This is a genomic window from Methylobacterium sp. NFXW15 (assembly GCF_049887755.1).
Classification (GTDB): Bacteria; Pseudomonadota; Alphaproteobacteria; order Rhizobiales; family Beijerinckiaceae; genus Methylobacterium.
Genome location: NZ_JAGEKG010000005.1, coordinates 64,068 through 82,406, shown reverse-complemented (window position 1 = coordinate 82,406; position 18,339 = coordinate 64,068). Strand labels below are relative to the sequence as shown.

The window sequence follows — 18,339 nt, the reverse complement described above, 5'->3', positions numbered from 1 at the left end:
TCTCCTACTCGGCGGCCGCGAGGGGCGCCGGCTCGGCCGCGCGCTGGCGGGCGAGCCGCGAGCACTCGGCCAGCACGCGCGAGGCGCGGGCGATCGGGTTGGTCAGGTAGAAATCACCGACCGGCGACACGAAGGCTCCGGTCCCGGTTTCGCCGCCGCGCTGGATCAACGCCGCGACAGCGCCCGCCACGTCGCCATGCTCCACCGCGTCGACGCCCGCGAAATGCGGGTGCGCCGCATAGAGTGCCTTGCGCAGCGCGATGAGCGAATCGAACGGCAGGCGCTTGCCGAGCACGTCCGACAGGGCACGCAGGATCGCCCAATCCTCGCGGGCATCACCCGGCGGGAAGCCCGCCCGGTTGGCGACCTGTACGCGGCCTTCGGTGTTCACGTAGGTCGCGTTCTTCTCGGTATAGGCGGCGCCGGGCAGGATCACGTCGGCACGGGAGGCACCCTTATCCCCGTGGGTGCCCTGGTAGACCACGAACGCGCCGGGGGCGATCTCGCACTCGTCCGCGCCGAGGTTGAACAGCACGTCGACACCGTTGCCGGCGATCATCTCGCCGAAGGTCAGGCCACCCTCCCCCGGCACGAAGCCGAGATCGAGGGCGCCGACCCGTGCCGCGGCATGGTGCAGGACGCCGAAGCCCGGACGGCCCTCAGCCGTCGCGCCGATCTCGTCCGCGAGCTTCGCGGCGGCGGCCATCACGCCGGGCGCGACGTTCGCACCGACGATGACGAGCGGCGCCTGCGCCTCCTTGAGGATCTCGAGGAAGCTGTGCTCGCCCCGCGCCAGAGCGGCCAATGATTCGGAACCCGCGCCGAGATAGTGGCTCGGATAGGTCAGGTCGATCTGTTCGCCGATCACGCCCACCGCCAGCGGGGCCATGCGCCACCGCTTGCGGATGCGCACGTTCAGCAGGGACGCTTCCGTGCGCGGATTGGCGCCGACGATCAGGATCGCGTCCGCCGCCTCGATCCCCGCGACGGTCGGGTTGAACAGGTAGCTCGCCCGGCCGAGCGCCGGATCGAGGGCCGCGCCGGTCTGGCGGCAATCGAGGTTCGACGAGCCGAGGCTGCGGATCAGTTCGCGCAGGGCGAAGATCTCTTCCACGGCGGCGAGATCGCCGACAATGGCGCCGATGCGCTTCGGATCGGTGCCCTTCACCTTCGCCGCGATGGCCTGGAACGCCTCACCCCAGGAGGCCGGACGCAGGCGCCCGTTCTCGCGCAGGTACGGCCGGTCGAGGCGTTGCATCCGCAGGCCGTCCACGACATGCCGGGTCTTATCGGAGATCCACTCCTCGTTGATGTCCTCGTTCACCCGCGGCTCGATCTGCATGACCTCGCGGCCACGGGTATCGACGCGGATCGCCGATCCCACGGCGTCCATCACGTCGACCGATTCGGTCTTGGACAGCTCCCAGGGGCGGACGTTGTAGCTCTGCGGCTTGTGGACCAGCGCGCCCACCGGGCAGAGGTCGGCGACGTTGCCCTGAAGCTCCGAGGCCATGGATTGCTCGAGGTAGGAGGTGATCTCCATGTCCTCGCCACGCCCGATGGCGCCGAGATCCGGCACGCCCGCGACTTCCGCAAGGAAGCGTACGCAGCGCGTGCAGTGAATGCAGCGGTTCATCGCGGTCCGCACCAGCGGCCCGATATGCTTCTCCTCGACCGCCCGCTTGTTCTCTTGGTAGCGGGTCGAATCGACGCCGTAGGCCATCGCCTGGTCCTGCAGGTCGCAATGGCCGCCCTGGTCGCAGATCGGGCAATCGAGCGGGTGGTTGATGAGGAGGAACTCCATCACCCCCTCGCGGGCCTTCTTGGTGAGACCCGAGCGCGTCAGCACCTCCGGCGGCTCGCCATTCGGGCCGGGACGGCAATCCTTCACCGCATAGGCGCAGGAGGCGACGGGCTTCGGCGCGCCCTTCAACTCCACGAGGCACATGCGGCAATTGCCGGCGATGGACAGCCGCTCGTGGAAGCAGAAGCGCGGGATCTCCGCCCCGGCGACCTCACACGCCTGAAGCAGCGTGTAGTCGGCCGGGACCTCGACCTCGGTGCCGTCGATGAGGATCTTGGTCATCGCATCGTCTCGAAATCTGGCACGAACGCGGAAGGGCGGGACATTCCCTGAAACCCGCCCTCGTCATTGCGAGCACAGCGAAGCAATCCAGGGCTCCGCCACAGTCTGAAACGGCCCGCTTCCCTGGATTGCTTCGCTTCGCTCGCAAAGACGGAGCTGCCGGCAACCTGTGCGGTAAGGCGCTCGGGAAGCAGAGGGGACGTTCCCATTATGATCACTCCGCTGCCATCGGCACCGGGTCGGAATGCGGGTTCGCGCTGTACTGGTCGATCCGCTTCTCGATCTCGGGGCGGAAGTGGCGGATGAGACCCTGGATCGGCCAGGCCGCCGCGTCGCCGAGCGCACAGATCGTGTGGCCCTCGATCTGCTTCGTCACCTCGAACAGCATGTCGATCTCGCGCTTCTGCGCCCGGCCCTCGGCCATGCGCGTCAGCACCCGCCACATCCAGCCGGTGCCCTCGCGACAGGGCGTGCACTGCCCGCACGATTCGTGCTTGTAGAAGTACGAGATGCGCGCGATCGTGCCGACGATGTCGGTGGACCGGTCGAGCACGATCACCGCCGCCGTACCAAGGCCGGAGCCGAGGTTGCGCAGGGTGTCGAAGTCCATCTTGGCATCGATGATCTGCTCCGCGGGCACCAGCGGAACCGAGGAGCCGCCAGGGATCGAGCAGAGCAGGTTGTCCCATCCGCCGCGCATGCCGCCGCAATGCTTGTCGATCAGCTCACGGAAGGTGATGCCGAGCTCTTCCTCGACGTTGCACGGCTTGTTGACGTGCCCCGAGACGCAGAAGAGCTTCGTGCCGGTGTTGTTCTTGCCGCCGAGGCCGGCGAACCATGAGGCACCCCGGCGCAGGATCGTGCCCGCCACCGCGATCGACTCGACGTTGTTCACCGTCGTGGGGCAACCATAGAGGCCCATATTGGCCGGGAAAGGCGGCTTCAGCCGCGGCATCCCCTTCTTGCCCTCAAGGCTCTCGATGAGGGCCGTTTCCTCACCGCAGATATACGCGCCCGCGCCGTGGTGAACGTAGATGTCGAACGGGTAGTCATGGACGTTCGACGGGCCGACGAGGCGCGCCTCATAGGCCTCATCGACGGCCTTCTGCAGGGCGTGCTTCTCGGCAACGTACTCGCCGCGGATGTAGACGTAGCAGGCATGCGCGCCCATGGCGAAGCAGGCCAGCATGCAGCCCTCGATCAGGAGATGCGGGTCATGCCGCATAATCTCCCGATCCTTGCAGGTGCCCGGCTCCGACTCGTCGGCGTTGACCACGAGGTAGTGCGGCCGCCCATCCGACTTCTTCGGCATGAACGACCATTTCAGGCCGGTCGGGAAGCCCGCGCCGCCACGGCCACGCAGGCCGGACGCCTTCATCTCTTCGATGATCCAGTCACGACCCTGCTCCAGGAGGAACTTGGTTCCGTCCCAGGCGCCGCGCTTCTTCGCGGCGTCGAGCCCCGGCGAATGCAGGCCGTAGAGGTTGGTGAAGATGCGATCCTGATCGGCGAGCATGTCAGGCCCTCACTTCTTCTTCGCGTCGGAGTCGAGCTTCTCCTCCACCGCTTCGCTGGCGCCCGTGGCTTCCGGCGGCGGCGGGGGGATGTCCCGACCCGGCAATTCCTGGCCGCCCTCGTCTCCGGCGGCGAGCTCACCCTCAGCGACCCGCTTGGCGGGCGAATCGAGGGCATCCGAATCGTGCTGGCGGGCGCCGCCATGCTTGGCGATCGAGTGGCCGCGCTCCGCGGCGTCGGCCCGATCCTCCGGCTTCACCGGCTCCTCACCATTGGCCGCACGCTGGGCGGGGGCGTCCGAGACGGTCCGCTCCACCGGGCGCCCGGCATCGGGACGGGCCGGCTTCGGGTTGGTGGCGGCCTGCTGCGTGGCCGCCTGCGCCTCGTCGGCCTTGGCGGCCTCGGCCTCCTCCGCCTTCTCGAACCGCTTGCGCCACGCGCCGACCCGCGACCCGTCGAACAGGGTCTCGTCGGTCAGGGTGTTCACGGCGCCCTGCGGCTCGGAGGAGGTCCGGCCCGTCTGCGAGCCGATCTTGACCGGGCGGCCCGCCGCGAGGTCGTCCATCAGCTTACCGAGGGATTCCGGCGTCAGGTCCTCGTAATAGTCCTGATTGATCTGGACCATCGGCGCGTTGCAGCACGCACCCAGGCACTCGACCTCCAGCCAGGAGAAGTTGCCGTCCGCCGAGACATGGCCGGGCGGGCCGAGGCGCTTCTCCAGCATGCCCTTCAGCTCGCGGGCGCCGCAGGAATCGCACGGCACCGTGCCGCAGAGCTGGATCCAGAACCGGCCCACCGGCTCCAGGGCGAACATCGTGTAGAAGGTCGCCACCTCCAGTACGCGGATCTTCGGCATGCCGAGTTCCTCGGCCACCGCCTCGATCGCCTTCTGCGGCAGCCAACCGCCATTCTGCTCTTGGGCGCGCCACAGGAGCGGGATCACGGCCGAAGCCTGCCGGCCTTCCGGATATTTCGCGATCTGGTGCTTGGCCCACTCCGCGTTCTCGGGAGTGAAGGCGAAGGTTTGGGGTTGCTCAGAGGCGGGGGCGAGTCTGCGGTTGGCCATCGCTGCTGTCTTACCGATCCACTTCGCCGAACACGATGTCGAGCGTGCCGAGCACGCAGGACACGTCGGCCAGAAGGTGCCCGCGGCACATCCAGTCCATCGCCTGCAAATGCGCGAATCCCGGAGCGCGGATCTTGCAACGGTACGGCTTATTGGTGCCGTCCGACACGAGATACACGCCGAACTCGCCTTTGGGCGCCTCGACCGCGGCGTAGACCTCGCCCTCGGGGACGTGGAAGCCCTCGGTGTAGAGCTTGAAGTGGTGGATGAGCGCTTCCATCGAGCGCTTCATCTCCCGGCGCGGCGGCGGCGCGAACTTGCCGTCGACGGAGGCGATCGGCCCCTGCCCGGCGGGCTCGCGCAGCTTGGCGCAGCACTGCTTCATGATCTTGGCCGATTCCCGCATCTCTTCCATGCGGATGACCTGCCGGTCGTAAGTGTCGCCGTTCTTACCCACGGGGATGTCGAAATCCATCTCCTCGTAGGCCTCGTAGGGCTGGCTCTTGCGCAGGTCCCACGGGATACCGGAGCCGCGCACCATCACGCCGGAGAAGCCCCACTCCATCGCCTCGTCCACCGACACGATGCCGATATCGACGTTGCGCTGCTTGAAGATGCGGCTCTCCATGACGAGCGCATCGAGGTCGTTCACCACCTGCAGGAACGGGTCGCAGAAGGCGTCGATGTCGTCGATGAGCTTGGGCGGCAGGTCCTGGTGGACGCCGCCGGGCCGGAAATAATTGGCGTGGAGCCGGGCGCCGGAGGCCCGCTCGTAGAAGATCATCAGCTTCTCGCGCTCCTCGAAGCCCCAAAGCGGGGGCGTGAGGGCGCCGACATCCATCGCCTGCGTCGTGACGTTCAGAAGGTGAGACAGCAGTCGCCCGATCTCACAATACAGGGTGCGGATCAGCTTCGCCCGGCGCGGCACCTCGATGCCCGCGAGCTTCTCGATCGCGAGACAGAAGGCATGCTCCTGATTCATCGGCGACACGTAGTCGAGCCGGTCGAAATAGGGCGTCGCCTGGACGTAGGTCTTGTGCTCGATCAGCTTCTCGGTGCCGCGGTGCAGTAGGCCGATATGCGGATCGACGCGCTCGACCACCTCGCCGTCGAGCTCCAGCACGAGGCGCAGCACGCCGTGCGCCGCCGGATGCTGCGGGCCGAAGTTGATCGCGAAATTGCGGATGTTGTGCTCAGTCACGACGACCTCCGCGCCTCAGGCCGACTTCTTCTCATCGCCCGGGAGCACGTAATCCGTGCCCTCCCACGGCGAGAGGAAGTCGAAGTTCCGGAATTCCTGCGTCAGCTGGACCGGCTCGTACACCACGCGGCCCTCGTCCTGGTCGTAGCGGACCTCGACGAAGCCGGTGAGCGGGAAGTCCTTGCGCAGGGGGTGCCCCTCGAAGCCGTAATCGGTCAGCAACCGACGCAGGTCGGGGTGGCCCGAGAACAGGATACCGTAGAGGTCGTAGGCCTCGCGCTCGAACCAGTTCGCCGCCGGGAAGACCTCGATCACCGAGGGAACGGGGGTGGTCTCGTCCGTCTGCACCTTCACCCGGATGCGCGCGTTGTGACGCAGCGACAGCAGGTGATAGACGACATCGAACCGCCTCTCCCGCTGCGGGTAATCCACCCCGCAGATGTCGATGAAGCAGCGGAAGCTGCAGGCCGGGTCATCGCGCAGATAGGTCAGCGCGTAGACGATGTCCGATGCCTGCACGACGAGGGTCAGTTCGCCGAAGGCAATGGTCCGCGAGACCACGGCCGGGCCCAGCGCGCCGCCGATGCGCTCGGACAGGGCGTTCAGGGCCGCGTCGCCGCTCTCGGGCCGGGTGTGGGCGAGGATCGAGATGCCGTTCGTCATGTCAGCGCTCGATCGTCCCGATGCGGCGGATCTTCTTCTGGAGCAGGAGCACCCCGTAGAGCAGCGCCTCCGCGGTGGGCGGGCAGCCCGGAACGTAGATGTCCACCGGCACAACCCGGTCGCAGCCGCGAACCACCGAATACGAGTAATGGTAGTAGCCGCCGCCGTTGGCGCAGGACCCCATGGAAATGACGTAGCGGGGTTCCGGCATCTGGTCGTAGACCTTGCGGAGCGCCGGGGCCATCTTGTTGGTCAGCGTGCCGGCCACGATCATCACATCCGACTGGCGCGGTGAGGCACGCGGGGCGAAGCCGAAGCGCTCGCAGTCGTAGCGCGGCATCGACATCTGCATCATCTCGACGGCGCAGCAGGCGAGGCCGAAGGTCATCCACATCAGCGAGCCGGTGCGCGCCCAGTTGATCAACTCGTCGGCGCTGGTCAGCAGGAAGCCGCGGTCGGCCAACTCGTCGCTGATCGACAGGAAGGTCGGATCGTCCGCGCCGATCGGGCGACCGGTGTTCGGGTCGATGATGCCCTTCGGCTGCGGCGCGAAGGCCGGCGTCCGGGACGAGATCGGTGAAGAGGGGTCTTGGATCAGGGCCATGCAGCGCCTCGAAATCTGTGCGGTCTCAGGGCTTTCCGGGGCTTAGTCCCACTCGAGGGCGCCCTTGCGCCACTCGTAGACGAAGCCGACGGTGAGCACCCCGAGGAAGACCATCATCGACCAGAAGCCGTACCACCCCAGTTCCCCGAACGTGATGGCCCAGGGGAACAGGAAGGCGACCTCGAGGTCGAAGATGATGAACAGGATGGCGACGAGGTAGAAGCGCACGTCGAATTTCATGCGCGCGTCATCGAAGGCGTTGAAGCCGCACTCGTAGGCCGACAGCTTCTCCGGATCCGGCGCCTTGAAGGCGACCAGAAACGGGACCACCAGAAGAGCGGTGGCGATGAAGAGCGCCACCCCGATGAAGACGATGAGCGGCAGATAATCCGCCAGCAATCCGGTCATTGCCCGAGCCTCACGAGACGAGGAACGGGTGCGGCGCGAGGCCGGACCGGCTCCCCCAGTGGAATTGTTCTTATGCCAGGATGCGTTTGCCGGTGGCTTAGTCGAGGCGCCGCCGCATGACAATGGGCGTTCCGCGACGCACAAACGGCGTTGTCTCATCGAGATGGGTGCGCGCGGCCCTGAGCGGAGACGGCAGATCCGCGCATGGGGCAGAGCGACGCCTGCGACCAAGGGGACTTGAAAGGTCCGGCCAAGCTTTCTCCCTAGGGATGCGTTTTCCTGTGCGACTCGCGCTTGACAGGGGGAGCCCACCCCCATAAACCCCGCCTCGTCGCTCGGCACTGAGGTGCCTCCGAAGCGGCCGCCCGCGCGGGCGTAGCTCAGTTGGTTAGAGTGCCGGCCTGTCACGCCGGAGGTCGCGGGTTCGAGCCCCGTCGCCCGCGCCACTTCAGAACTTCCCATCTTCATCTCATTGCAGTCGATAGCGCCCTTATCGTCGGCTGCGGCATGTTCGGCGCGTTGCTGGTATGGCCGTACTGGTTAATGCATGTTGCGGCGGGCTTTGCTCGAACGCGCGACACTCCGGGTCCTGACGGGAGCAATTTGCTCTCGCGCTGTCTTTCAGCGGACCTGATGACTGAGCCCGATGTAGCGATCCTCGACGGCGAGGCGGGTCCCGCCCTCCCCGATTCCATTCGCCGCCATCTCGGCGCGCTCTTGAGGGCCGCCTACGAGGAGGGTCCAAGAGAGCCCGACGACGGCTTCGCGGATCTGCTCGCGCGCCTGGACAAGGCGCTGGGGCAAACCGGACGCTTGGGCGCGGATGACGAGGAGGTGTTCCGCACGGGGCTGCTGGCGAGCGTCCCGGCCTTGCGTCGCTTCGCGCTGTCGCTCGCGCGGGAGCCCGCGGCCGCCGACGATCTCGTACAGGACGCCCTGCTGCGCGCGTGGCGCGGGCGCGGCGGCTTCGCGCCGGGGACGAACCTCGAAGCGTGGCTGTTCACGATTTTGCGTAACGTCTTCTACAGCCGCCATCGCCGCCAGACCCGCGAGGTGCCCGACAGCGACGGCGATTATGCCGGTCGCCTGGCCGCTGCCCCCGAGCAAGGCGGCCATCTCGATCTTCAGGACGTCCGCGCCGCCCTCGACCGGCTCGCTCCCGTGATGAGGGAGGCCCTGGTTCTCGTCGGCATCGAGAACCTGAGCTACGAGGAGGCCGCCGCCGTGATGGAATGCCAGATCGGCACGGCCAAGAGCCGTGTCTGGCGGGCGCGGGCGCAACTCGCCCGGATGCTCGGTTATGGCGGTGCCGATATCGGGAGCGACGGCGTGACCCTCTCGGCGCTGGGTACGGTGAGCGACGCTTCGGCCTAGGAGAATGCCCCTCAGCCCGGCAGCCTGAGCGTCGCGCGCAGGCCCCCACCTTCGGCGCGGCCGAGGCTCAGCGAGCCGCCATACAATTCCGCCAACTCCAGCGTGATCGGCAGGCCGAATCCGTCCCCGGGGACGGCCTCATCGAGGCGGCGGCCCCGTTCCATCACGGCGGCGGCGGCCTCCGGCGACAGGCCGGGGCCGTCATCCTCGATCCGGATCTCGATCTGCGACCCGGCCCGCTCGGCATGGACCGCGACGCGGCCCGCGCACCAGCGGCAGGCATTGTCGAGGAGGTTGCCCAGCATCTCGTCGCAATCCTGCTCCTCGCAGGCGACCGCGAGGTCGGCGGCGACATCGAGGGCGATGTCCGGCCGCTTGCCCGCATGGATCTGCACCAGCACCGCACGCAGATCGGTGAGGCGCGGCAGCAGCGCCGTGCGAACGCGTCCCGGACCGGCAAGGGCAGCGGCCCGCGCCCGGCGCAGGTGGTGGCGTACCCGACGGTCCATGTCCTCGACCTGCGCGGAGAGAACGCCGTCCGGGTCCCTCGCCGGATCGCGCAGGGCCAGCGACAGGGTCGCCAGCGGCGTCTTGAGGCCATGGGCGAGATTGGCGACGTGGCCACGGGCCCGATCGAGATTGCGCTCGTTCTGCTCCAGCAGGCCGTTCAGTTCGGTCACAAGAGGGCCAACCTCCTCCGGCTGGTCGGAGGGCACTCGCGCCTGCGTTCCGGCGCGAACGGCGGCGAGGTTGTCCCGAAGGCGCGCGAGGGGCGCGAGGCCGAGGCGCACCTGCGCGACCGCCCCCGCCGCCAGCACGAGGCCAAGCCCGGCGAGTGCCAGGGCGAGGCTCGCCAGCACGTCGCGCAAGGGGCCGTAGAGGGCGGCCCGTGGAGCGCCGACGAGGATCGTCGCGGGCGGGTCTCCCGGCAACTCGATCTGCCGCAGCATCATTGCTCCGGGCGGATGCGGCGCGGCGAGGGACTCCGAGCGGACGGTCTCGCTGCCCTTGCGGACCTCCCAGATCCAGCCGCCCGGCCGGTCGAAGGGGGGGCCGTCGAACCGCTCGGGATGACGAGCCAGCGTGCCCGCTTCCAGCCCCGCGCGGAGGGCCGTGACCTGCGCATCGAGGCGCCCGTCGATCTGCCCATGCAGGAACCGCGTGAGGATCACGCCGATGGCGAGGCCCGCCACGATGAGGGCCACCAGAACCGCCGCCAGGGCAGCGGCCACAAGACGCGTCCGTAGGGAGCCGAAGCGCAGCCGCATCACGCCGCGTCCGCCGTGAGGCGATAGCCGTGGCCGCGCACGGCCTCGATCCGCGCCGGGGCGATCTTCTTGCGCAACCGCGCGACGATCACTTCCACCGAGTTCGAATCGACCTCGGCATCGCCGTCATAGACGCGCTCGATGAGGTAAGCGCGGGGCACCACGGAATCCTTGTTCAGCATCAGGCAGGAGAGGACGCGCCATTCGAGCCCCGTGAGGCGTAAGGGCAATCCGTCCCGCTCGAAGGCGCCGAGCCCCGGATCGAAGCTCAAAGGCCCGCAACTGAGTCGGCTCGCGCCGTGGCCTTGCGTCCGCCGCACCAGGGCGCGCAGGCGAATCACCAATTCCTCCACGCGCACCGGCTTCACGAGGTAATCGTCCGCCCCGGCCTTGAAGGCGGCGACCTTGTCGCTCCACCCGTCGCGGGCGGTGAGCACCAGCACGGGCAGGGTCCGTCCCGCCGCCCGCCACGCGTTCAGCACCGACACCCCGTCGCCGCGTGGCAGGCCGAGATCAAGGATGCAGGCATCGTAGCCCTCGGTCTCGCCGAGGTGCCGGGCATCCTCGCCATCCGCCGCCCGGTCGAGGACGAAGTTCTCCGCGCGCAGGGCCTTGCCGATCTCGGCCGCCAGCGCCGCATCGTCCTCCACCAACAGGATCTTCACGCCCGTCCCTCCTCGGCTCCGGGGTAGGTCAGGCCGTTTAACCGGGGCTGAACCGCCCGGTTCAGTTCCCGTCGCGCCCCTCCCCTTACACCGGCTGCCACGGACCGAACGGGTCCCGCAGCGAAAGGCAAGAGCGATGAACGCGGACAACACAAGCACGGACACGGTGATCGACGGCACCGCCACGGAGATTCCGGCACAGCCGCCCAAGCCCGGCAAGGGCATCCCGAAGCGCACCTGGGTGGTCGGCGCGGTGGCCCTTCCCCTCGCCTTCGGGGCGGCCGGCCTGTCCCTGGCGCGAAACGGCACGGTGCCGATGACCCCGGTCGAGCCGGTGGCGATCCAGGCGCTCGCCCCCTCCGGCGCGACGGCGATCAAGGGTGATGTGGCCGAGATCTTCGGCAACAAGTTCGTCGTGCAGGACGCGACCGGGCGGGCCCTTGTCGAGACCGGCCCGGCGGGCGAAGGCGGCAAGCTCGTTGCGAAGGGCGAGAGCGTCACGGTCCAGGGCCGGTTCGAGAACGGCTTCCTCCATGCCAAGCTGATGACCCACGCCGATGGGCGCCAGGATCTCCTCGGCCCCGCGGGCGGCCCGCCCCCCGGCGGCCTCGACTGGGCCAGGGACAAGGTCGGCCTCGGCTCCACGCCCGACGTCCCCGCCCTGACGGAGGCCGTGAAGAAGGCGGGCTACGACGATGTGCGCGTCACCGGGCGCGGCCCGCGTCATCTCGAAGTCGCGGCCAAGGACAAGGACGGCCGTGAGCGCGAGCTTCATGTCGGCTTCGACGGGCAGGTGCGTGACCGGCCGGACCGCTAACCGCGACGGCGCGTGCAACCGAACGCGCTCCTGCGCGTCCTCCGCACTCTCAACCGAGGCGGAGGACGCGGCATGGAACCGATGAAGCCTATGGAGCCCATGAAACCCATGGAGCCAATGAAACCCATGGAGCCCATGGAGGGCACCAAGCCCTGGTGGCCCGAGGATCTCGGCTCGCCGTCGACGAGCGGCGCCCAGAACGGAATGAAGTACGCCTTCTTTCCCGAGAAGCGGCGCCTGCTGATCGAGGCGAATGGGCAGGTCTCGACCTATGACAGCGGCGATCACCGCATCGGCGGCGTATCGCAGGCCGATGGCGGCGGGCAATCGGTGACCTTCACGAGCCAGAATGGCGAGGTCGATATCGGTTCGCTCAAGAAGCTCGGCTGAGGCCCTTGCGCCCTCCTCCCGGTCCGTTAACTCGGATGTCCGACAGGACCGGGAGCATTCCGTGAGCGAGCGTATCGACCTCATCGCGCAGGATGGCAGCACCGCGACCGTCGCGACCCATGGGGCCGAGCCGGTCTCCTGGCGGGTCGGCGGGCGCGAGTACCTGTGGAACGGCGACCCCGCCCATTGGAACCGCCATGCCCCCTGGCTCTTCCCCGTCGTCGGCGCCTCCGCAGGGGCCGCGGTGAAGGTCGATGGCCGATCCTACCCGATGGGGCAGCACGGCTTCGCCCGCGACCTGCCCTTCACGGTCATCGCGCGGACGGACGATTCGGTGGTGCTGCGCCTCACCGACGGGCCCGAGACGCGGGAGCACTACCCCTTCGCCTTCCGTCTCGACGTGGCGGCACGGCTCCGCCCGGCCGGGCTCGATTTCGAGGTCACGGTGGCCAATCCCGGCGACAGGCCCCTGCCCTATGCGCTCGGCTTCCATCCCGCCTTCCCCTGGCCCTTCGCCGGGGGCGAGCGTGCGCGGGACGGCGGCTATGCCGTGGCGTTCGAGGCGGCCGAGCGGCCCTATGCGCCGAAGGTCGGCGAGGGCGGTCTTCTCCTGCGCGACGAGGAGCCGGTACCCCTCGACGGGGCGAGCCTGCCCCTCGATCCCGCGATCTTCACCGAGGCCTTCGTGTTCCGGAACGCGAAGAGCCGCGTGATGCGCTTCACCGGGCCGGACGGGGCGGCGATCCGCATGGAGGCGGAGGATTTCCCCCATCTCGCCATATGGACCAAGCCGACCGCGCCGTTCCTCTCCCTGGAATGCTGGACCGGCCATGCCGATTGGGCGGGCTTCGACGGCGAACTTTCGGAGCGGGATTCGCAGCGTCTCCTGGCTCCCGGTGAGGAGGCGCGCCACGGCGTGCGCCTGAGCCTGGAGGGCTGAGCCCGGTGCGCGTCTGGGTGGCGCGACCGGAACCGGGGGCCTCGCGTACCGGCGCTGCCCTGGCCGGGCTCGGCCATGCGGCCTTCGTGGCGCCGGTTCTTGCCGTGCGTCCCGTGGACGGGCCGCTTCCGGAGGGGGAGTTCGACGGCATCGTCCTCACCAGCGCCAACGCGGTCGAGGCTCTGGAGCGCCGCCTGCGGGGTGTCCCGGTCTTCGCCGTGGGAGCACGGACGGCCGAGTGGGCGGCCCGCGCGGGGTTCGGGCCGGTCATCGAGGGGCCGGGCGATGGGGCGGGCCTCGCAGCCGTCGTGGCGCAACGCCTGCCGCCGGGCGGGCGCCTCATCCATGTCGCGGGGGCCGAGCGCAAGCCGGAGCCCGCCGCCTCGCTCGACCGGGCGGGGTTTCGCCTCGTGACCCACATCGCCTACAGGGCCGAAGCCCTGCCGCGACTGCCGGGCGAGATCGAGCACGCCCTTGCCGACGGAACGCTGGAGGCTGCGTTGCACTATTCAAATCGGAGTGCCCGGATCGCCGCTTCGCTGTGCGATGCGGCGGGTTTGCGCGGAGCTTTCCGGGCTCTGGAACATTACTGCCTGTCCGCCGACATCGCGCGAACACTGGAAGAAGCGGACATCCGGGTCCATTTCGTCGCGGCCGAGCCGCGCGAAACGGCGCTGCTCGGCGGGCTTGCCCGATGAGCGGCGGCCCGACAAACCGAACAGGCCGCCCTCGCCGGAACAGGCGACGCGGTGATAGGGGAACGGTCCGCCGCGACGCCGCGGCGACCGTGACGCCGAGAGTGGAGGATCCGCCCGTGACGCCAGCGCCCAGCGACGCAGACAAGCCCGCCACCGGGCCGTCCGGCGCGAAGCCGGATGCCAAGCCCGAGGTGAAGCCTGCCGCGGTGCCTGCCTCGGCGACGAAGCCTGTCACGCCTCTGCCGCCCGGCACCCCGCCGAAGACCGGCACCGAGCCGCCGAAGCTGGAAGCCTCCAAGGCCGAGCCCCCGAAGGTGGAGCCCGCCAAGCCTTTCGAGAGCAAGCCCTTCGAGAGCAAGCCTTCCGACGTGAAGCCCGCCGGGGTCGCGAGCGGCACCGTGAAGACCGATGCGCCCAAGGTCGATCCCGTGAAGGCGGATCCGCTGAAGCCGGAGCCCGCCAAGGCTGCCGATGCCAAGATGTCCGATACCAAGTCGTCCGATCCGAAGAAGCCCGACCCCGTGAACACGGCTGGTCCCAGCGCCCGCCCCGGCGGACCCGCCGGTCCCGTGACCGGTTCGACGGTCACGAGTGGACCGATCCTCGACCTGAAGGCGACGCGTGTGCCCGAATCGGCGGGGCCGAAGGAGGCGCCCAAGCCCGGCGCGACCGTCCCCAACAAGCCCGGCGACACCAAGCCTGCCGATACGAAGCCTACCGACATTAATTCCGGCGGACCGATCCCGGTGGTCAAGCCGGGTGATACCAAGACTGCCGACACCAAGTCCGGTGAGACGAAGCCCGGCCCTTCCCCGGCTCCGGTGACGGCGTCCAAGGCTGCGCCCTCGCCTTCGCCCGCTGCATCCTCGGCCGGTGCCGTGCCCCCGGCCGCGAAGGCTCGGGGCGGCTTCGGCTCCATGGCCGCCGCCGGCCTCATCGGTGGCGTGATCGGTGCGGGCCTCCTCTTCGCCGCCGACAAGGCGGGGATCGGTGGCGATGCCGGGCGTCTATCCGCCCTCGACCAGAAACTCAGCGGCCAGATCTCGGCGCTGGACCAGCGCGTCGGTGGGCTCGCGCCGAAGGATGCCCTCACCTCCCTCGACAAGCGCGTGGCTGCCGCCGAGACGAGCGCCAAGCAGGCCCTCGACAAGGCGTCCGCGCAGCCGTCGGCCCAGGGCCAGGCGGGCGGCCAAGCGGGCGACGCAGCCGCCGTGCCGCCGGATCTCGCCGCCCGGCTCGACAGCCTCGACCAGCGCGTCTCGGCGCTTCAGGAAGAGCCCGGTCGCGACCAAGGTGGCAATGCCGCCGTGGGCGTCGCGCAGGCCGATGGAGCAAAGCAGGTCGCCGATCTCGATGCCCGCGTGAAGGCGCTGGAAGGCGCCGGGGCGAACGACGCCAAGGCCAAGGAGACGACCGACGCCATCGCCGCCCTGCGGAGCGATGTCGAATCGCGCACCAAGCAGAATGCCGATGCCGCCGCCGCGCTCGGGCAGCGCCTCGACTCGCTGCAGCAAAGCCTCGACGCCAAGGTGAAAGCGGCCACGGACTCGGTGCAGTTGGCGACCGAGGCGGCCCGCAAGGCTGCCGAGGCCGGTCAGGCTCAGGCTGCCGAGGCGTCGAAGGCGGTCGATCGCAAGCTCTCCGAGCAGGCCGAGCGGATCGCCACCCTGGACAAGGGCCTCGCCGACCGGGCGCCGACCGCGACCGTCCAGGCGGCCCTCAAGGTCGTCGTGGCGGATCGCGTGGCCTCGGCGCTTGCCAGCGGCGTGCCCTATGCCGAGCCTCTGGCCACCCTGCGCAAGCTCGATCCCGCCGCGCAGGATCAGGCCCAGGCGCTGGCGCCCTTCGCGGACAAGGGGGCGCCCACGGTCGGCCAGCTCGCGGGGACCTTCCGCAGCATCGCCGACAAGATTGCGCAGGCGCGTCAGGCCGCACGGGTGAAGGCGGCCTCCGAGAGCGGTGATTTCCGCACGAAGCTGCTGAGCATGGCCGATGGCCTCATTCAGGTGCGCAAGGTCGATGCCGCCGCACCTGCGGAGGGTAACGCCGCCGCGCCCGAGGAGGCCGTGCAGGCTGCCCTCGACCGGGGCGACCTTGCGGGTGCCGCCAAGGCGTTCGACGCCCTCCCGCAGGAAGCGAAGGCCCAGGCGGGCGATTTCGGCAATACCCTGGCCGCCCGGGCCAAGGCCGCCGAGGCGTCGCGGGCGCTCACCGCTTCAGCGTTCCAGGCGCTGCCCGCCCCCGCCGCGCAGCCATGAAGGCGGCGCTCGCCCGCCGATTTCACCCATCGGCGCGGGGCATGAGAGCCCCCGCGCCATCCCGAATTCGCGCTGGCCGCCCGGCGGCCGGTGCCAGGAGAGACTGACCTCATGTGGCGCGCCCTCGCCTATCTCGTCCTGTTGGCCGTCGCCGCCTTCGGAGCGGTCTGGATCGCCGACAGGCCCGGCACCGTCACGCTGGTGTGGAACGGCTACCAGGTCGGTACCAGCCTCGCCCTCGCGATCGTCGGCGTCATCGCGGTGGCGATCGCCCTCGGCTTCGTTTGGGCGTTCATCCGCGGCATGATCGGCTTGCCTGAGGCGCTCGTACGCGGCTCGGCCGAGCGGCGGCGGACCAAGGGACTTTCGGCCCTGTCGCGCGGCATGATCGCGGTGGGCTCGGGCGATCCGCTGGCCGCCAAGCGCTATGCGGGCGATGCCGAGCGCCTGCTCGGCACCGAGCCGCTCACCCTGCTCCTGAAGGCCCAGGCGGCCCAGATCTCCGGTGACCGCGATGGCGCCGAGCGCGCCTTCCAGGCCATGGCCGACGACCCCGAGACGCGGGTGCTCGGCCTGCGCGGCCTGTTTGTCGAGGCCCGCCGCCGCGACGACGAGATTGCCGCCCGCGCCTACGCCTCCGAGGCGGCGCGGTTAGCGCCCAGCGTGACCTGGGCCAACGACGCGATGCTCGAAGCCCATTGCGCCGACACCGACTGGACCGGCGCCCTGGAGACGGTGGAGCGCCGCGCCTCCCTCGGGCTCATCGACAAGCAGGCGGCCAAGCGCCAGCGGGCCGTGCTGCTCACCGCCATCGCCCGCGACCGCGAGGCCGGGGAGCCGGAGGCCGCCGCCGAGCGTGCCCTCCAGGCCGTGAAGCTCGCCCCTGGCCTTGTGCCCGCCGCCTGCCTCGCCGGGCGTCTCCTCGCCCGCCGGGGCGACCTCAAGAAGGCCGCCCGCGTGGTCGAGGCCGCGTGGCGCATCAACCCGCATCCCGATCTCACCCAGGTCTATCTCGGCCTGCGGACCGGTGACTCGGTTCGCGACCGGCTCGCCCGCGCGGAGAACCTCGCCAAGATCTCGTCCTGGGATCCCGAGGCACGCCTCGCGGTCGCCCAGGCCGCCCTGGACGCCCGCGAGTTCGGCCGCGCCCGGGAGGCGATTCAGCCGCTCACCCTCGAGGGGCCGACTGTCCGCACCTGCCTGATGATGGCCGCGATCGAGGAGGCCGAGCACGGCGCCCAATCCGGCCGTGCCCGTGAGTGGCTTTCGCGGGCCGCCCGTGCCCCGCGTGATCCCCTCTGGATCGCCGATGGCGTCGCTTCGCAGACCTGGGAACCGGTCTCGCCGATCTCGGGCCAACTCGACGCCTTCACGTGGCAAGCCCCGCCGAATGCGCTGGGCGCGCCCAGCGAGCCGATGGACCCGGAGGAGGACGAGCCGCAGCCCGGTCACACCCTCGTGGCAGCTCCGGCGTCAGCCGGCGCGCCTGCCAACTCCGTCGCGAAGCCCATTCTGGCGGAGGTCAAGGCGGACAAGCCTGCGGCGTCCGATCCGATTTCGGCAGGGATGGCTGCGGTGGCTCTGCCCGTTTCTGGGGCGTCCGGCTCGGGTGTCACGGTGGGCGTGCGTGATACGTCCAAGCCCTTGTCCAGCCTTGCTCCGCGGCCGGAAGGTAGCAATATCTAGACAACGGCTCATCGGGAGCCGTGCGGGGCTACCCGTTGCAGGGGGTGAGCCGGGTTCGACCCGGACGCCCGGAGGACGTTCATTATCGCCGCACACACCGCCAAGCCGTCCACCCGTCGGCTAAGGCCCTCCGATCTCCACCTCGACGATGCCGACGAGCCGCGGCGCCAAGTCGGCGTCCTGCCCATTCGCAGTGGCCGGGACGGCGCCGTGAAGGTGCTGCTCGTGACCTCGCGTGAGAGCCGCCGCTGGGTGATCCCGAAGGGCTGGCCGATGAAGGGCCGCAAGCCGTTCGAGGCGGCGGCTCAGGAGGCCTACGAGGAGGCTGGCTTGCGCGGCACGGTCGGCAAGCGACCGCTCGGCTATTACCTCTACGAAAAGCGGCTGAAGAGCCTGGAAGCCGTCACCTGCCAAGTGAAGGTGTTTCCCCTGCGCGTGCGCAAGCAGCTGAAAGATTTTCCCGAGGCGCACCAGCGCGAGCTGCGCTGGTTCACCCCTGCCGAGGCAGCGGAGGCGGTGACGGAACCCGGCCTCGCGGCCATCATCCGGGCGGTCCTGCAACGTCCGGTGCTGCCAAAGGTGACGCCAGAGGCATAACTGGCGTTGCCAAGCCCGCGCCGATCCGTTATGGCCCCACTCGCGCAGACGGAACGGCCCCACCGGCCCCCCGATCTGCCTCGCATCCCCGAGGGGATGCCAG

At 69.5% G+C, this 18,339-nt stretch carries 17 protein-coding genes and 1 tRNA gene; 9 read left to right on the top strand and 9 right to left on the bottom strand.

From position 1 onward, the window contains the following. Nucleotides 1-4: 4 nt before the first annotated feature. The 7 genes from nuoG to J4O73_RS12890 all read right to left on the bottom strand — a co-directional run bounded on the left by nuoG (nt 5) and on the right by J4O73_RS12890 (nt 7,543). A complete protein-coding gene (gene nuoG, locus J4O73_RS12920; protein ID WP_426217891.1) occupies nt 5-2,086 on the bottom strand; it encodes an NADH-quinone oxidoreductase subunit NuoG in 2,082 nt (693 codons plus the stop codon). 214 nt (nt 2,087-2,300) lie between these two features. Then, on the bottom strand, nt 2,301-3,602 hold the full coding sequence (gene nuoF, locus J4O73_RS12915; RefSeq protein WP_426217889.1) for an NADH-quinone oxidoreductase subunit NuoF: 1,302 nt from the start codon (nt 3,600-3,602) through the stop codon (nt 2,301-2,303). Between the two features lie 9 nt (nt 3,603-3,611). Continuing rightward, nucleotides 3,612-4,667 carry an NADH-quinone oxidoreductase subunit NuoE gene (gene nuoE / locus J4O73_RS12910; protein WP_426217887.1) on the bottom strand — a complete coding sequence of 352 codons (1,056 nt, stop codon included), beginning with the start codon at nt 4,665-4,667 and terminating at the stop codon, nt 3,612-3,614. Between the two features lie 10 nt (nt 4,668-4,677). Then, entirely contained in the window at nt 4,678-5,868 is a 1,191-nt protein-coding gene (locus J4O73_RS12905; RefSeq protein ID WP_426217885.1) for an NADH-quinone oxidoreductase subunit D, read from the bottom strand. 15 nt (nt 5,869-5,883) lie between these two features. After that, nucleotides 5,884-6,531, bottom strand: coding sequence for an NADH-quinone oxidoreductase subunit C (locus J4O73_RS12900; RefSeq protein WP_426217883.1), 648 nt, complete (start codon nt 6,529-6,531; stop codon nt 5,884-5,886). A 1-nt stretch (nt 6,532) separates the two neighbouring features. Beyond that, complete coding sequence (locus J4O73_RS12895; RefSeq protein ID WP_426217881.1) at nt 6,533-7,135, bottom strand: NuoB/complex I 20 kDa subunit family protein; 603 nt, start codon at nt 7,133-7,135, stop codon at nt 6,533-6,535. A 42-nt stretch (nt 7,136-7,177) separates the two neighbouring features. After that, entirely contained in the window at nt 7,178-7,543 is a 366-nt protein-coding gene (locus J4O73_RS12890) for an NADH-quinone oxidoreductase subunit A (protein ID WP_378972184.1), read from the bottom strand. A gap of 369 nt (nt 7,544-7,912) precedes the next feature. Here J4O73_RS12890 and J4O73_RS12885 point away from each other — a divergent pair. After that, nucleotides 7,913-7,989, top strand: a tRNA-Asp gene (locus J4O73_RS12885). A gap of 187 nt (nt 7,990-8,176) precedes the next feature. After that, nucleotides 8,177-8,917, top strand: a complete 741-nt coding sequence (locus J4O73_RS12880) for a sigma-70 family RNA polymerase sigma factor (RefSeq protein WP_426217878.1) — start codon at nt 8,177-8,179, stop codon at nt 8,915-8,917. Between the two features lie 11 nt (nt 8,918-8,928). Here J4O73_RS12880 and J4O73_RS12875 read toward each other — a convergent pair whose 3' ends face one another. Together J4O73_RS12875 and J4O73_RS12870 are read right to left on the bottom strand one after the other, a co-directional pair. Continuing rightward, on the bottom strand, nt 8,929-10,185 hold the full coding sequence (locus J4O73_RS12875) for a sensor histidine kinase (RefSeq protein ID WP_426217876.1): 1,257 nt from the start codon (nt 10,183-10,185) through the stop codon (nt 8,929-8,931). Next, nucleotides 10,185-10,850 carry a response regulator transcription factor gene (locus tag J4O73_RS12870; RefSeq protein ID WP_426217874.1) on the bottom strand — a complete coding sequence of 222 codons (666 nt, stop codon included), beginning with the start codon at nt 10,848-10,850 and terminating at the stop codon, nt 10,185-10,187. Before J4O73_RS12870 ends, J4O73_RS12875 begins: the two co-directional genes overlap by 1 nt. Before the next feature lie 136 nt (nt 10,851-10,986). On the opposite strand from J4O73_RS12870, the gene J4O73_RS12865 reads away from it, so the two are divergent. The 7 genes from J4O73_RS12865 (at nt 10,987) to J4O73_RS12835 (ending at nt 18,236) form a co-directional block, all read left to right on the top strand. Beyond that, nucleotides 10,987-11,667 carry a DNA-binding protein gene (locus J4O73_RS12865; protein WP_426217872.1) on the top strand — a complete coding sequence of 227 codons (681 nt, stop codon included), beginning with the start codon at nt 10,987-10,989 and terminating at the stop codon, nt 11,665-11,667. A 72-nt stretch (nt 11,668-11,739) separates the two neighbouring features. Beyond that, the gene (locus tag J4O73_RS12860) at nt 11,740-12,057 is read left to right on the top strand and encodes a hypothetical protein (protein ID WP_426217870.1); all 318 of its coding nucleotides are present in this window, start codon (nt 11,740-11,742) and stop codon (nt 12,055-12,057) included. A 61-nt stretch (nt 12,058-12,118) separates the two neighbouring features. Next, on the top strand, nt 12,119-12,997 hold the full coding sequence (locus J4O73_RS12855; RefSeq protein WP_426217869.1) for an aldose 1-epimerase family protein: 879 nt from the start codon (nt 12,119-12,121) through the stop codon (nt 12,995-12,997). 5 nt (nt 12,998-13,002) lie between these two features. Continuing rightward, nucleotides 13,003-13,695 (top strand): uroporphyrinogen-III synthase, encoded by a 693-nt coding sequence (locus J4O73_RS12850; protein WP_426217867.1) that lies wholly within the window; start codon nt 13,003-13,005, stop codon nt 13,693-13,695. Between the two features lie 116 nt (nt 13,696-13,811). After that, nucleotides 13,812-15,953 carry a translation initiation factor 2 gene (locus tag J4O73_RS12845; RefSeq protein ID WP_426217865.1) on the top strand — a complete coding sequence of 714 codons (2,142 nt, stop codon included), beginning with the start codon at nt 13,812-13,814 and terminating at the stop codon, nt 15,951-15,953. A gap of 111 nt (nt 15,954-16,064) precedes the next feature. Further along, on the top strand, nt 16,065-17,639 hold the full coding sequence (locus tag J4O73_RS12840) for a heme biosynthesis protein HemY (protein ID WP_426217863.1): 1,575 nt from the start codon (nt 16,065-16,067) through the stop codon (nt 17,637-17,639). An 84-nt stretch (nt 17,640-17,723) separates the two neighbouring features. After that, nucleotides 17,724-18,236: an NUDIX hydrolase gene (locus tag J4O73_RS12835; RefSeq protein WP_426218364.1), complete on the top strand. Its 513-nt coding sequence runs from the start codon at nt 17,724-17,726 to the stop codon at nt 18,234-18,236. Nucleotides 18,237-18,339 lie beyond the last annotated feature (103 nt).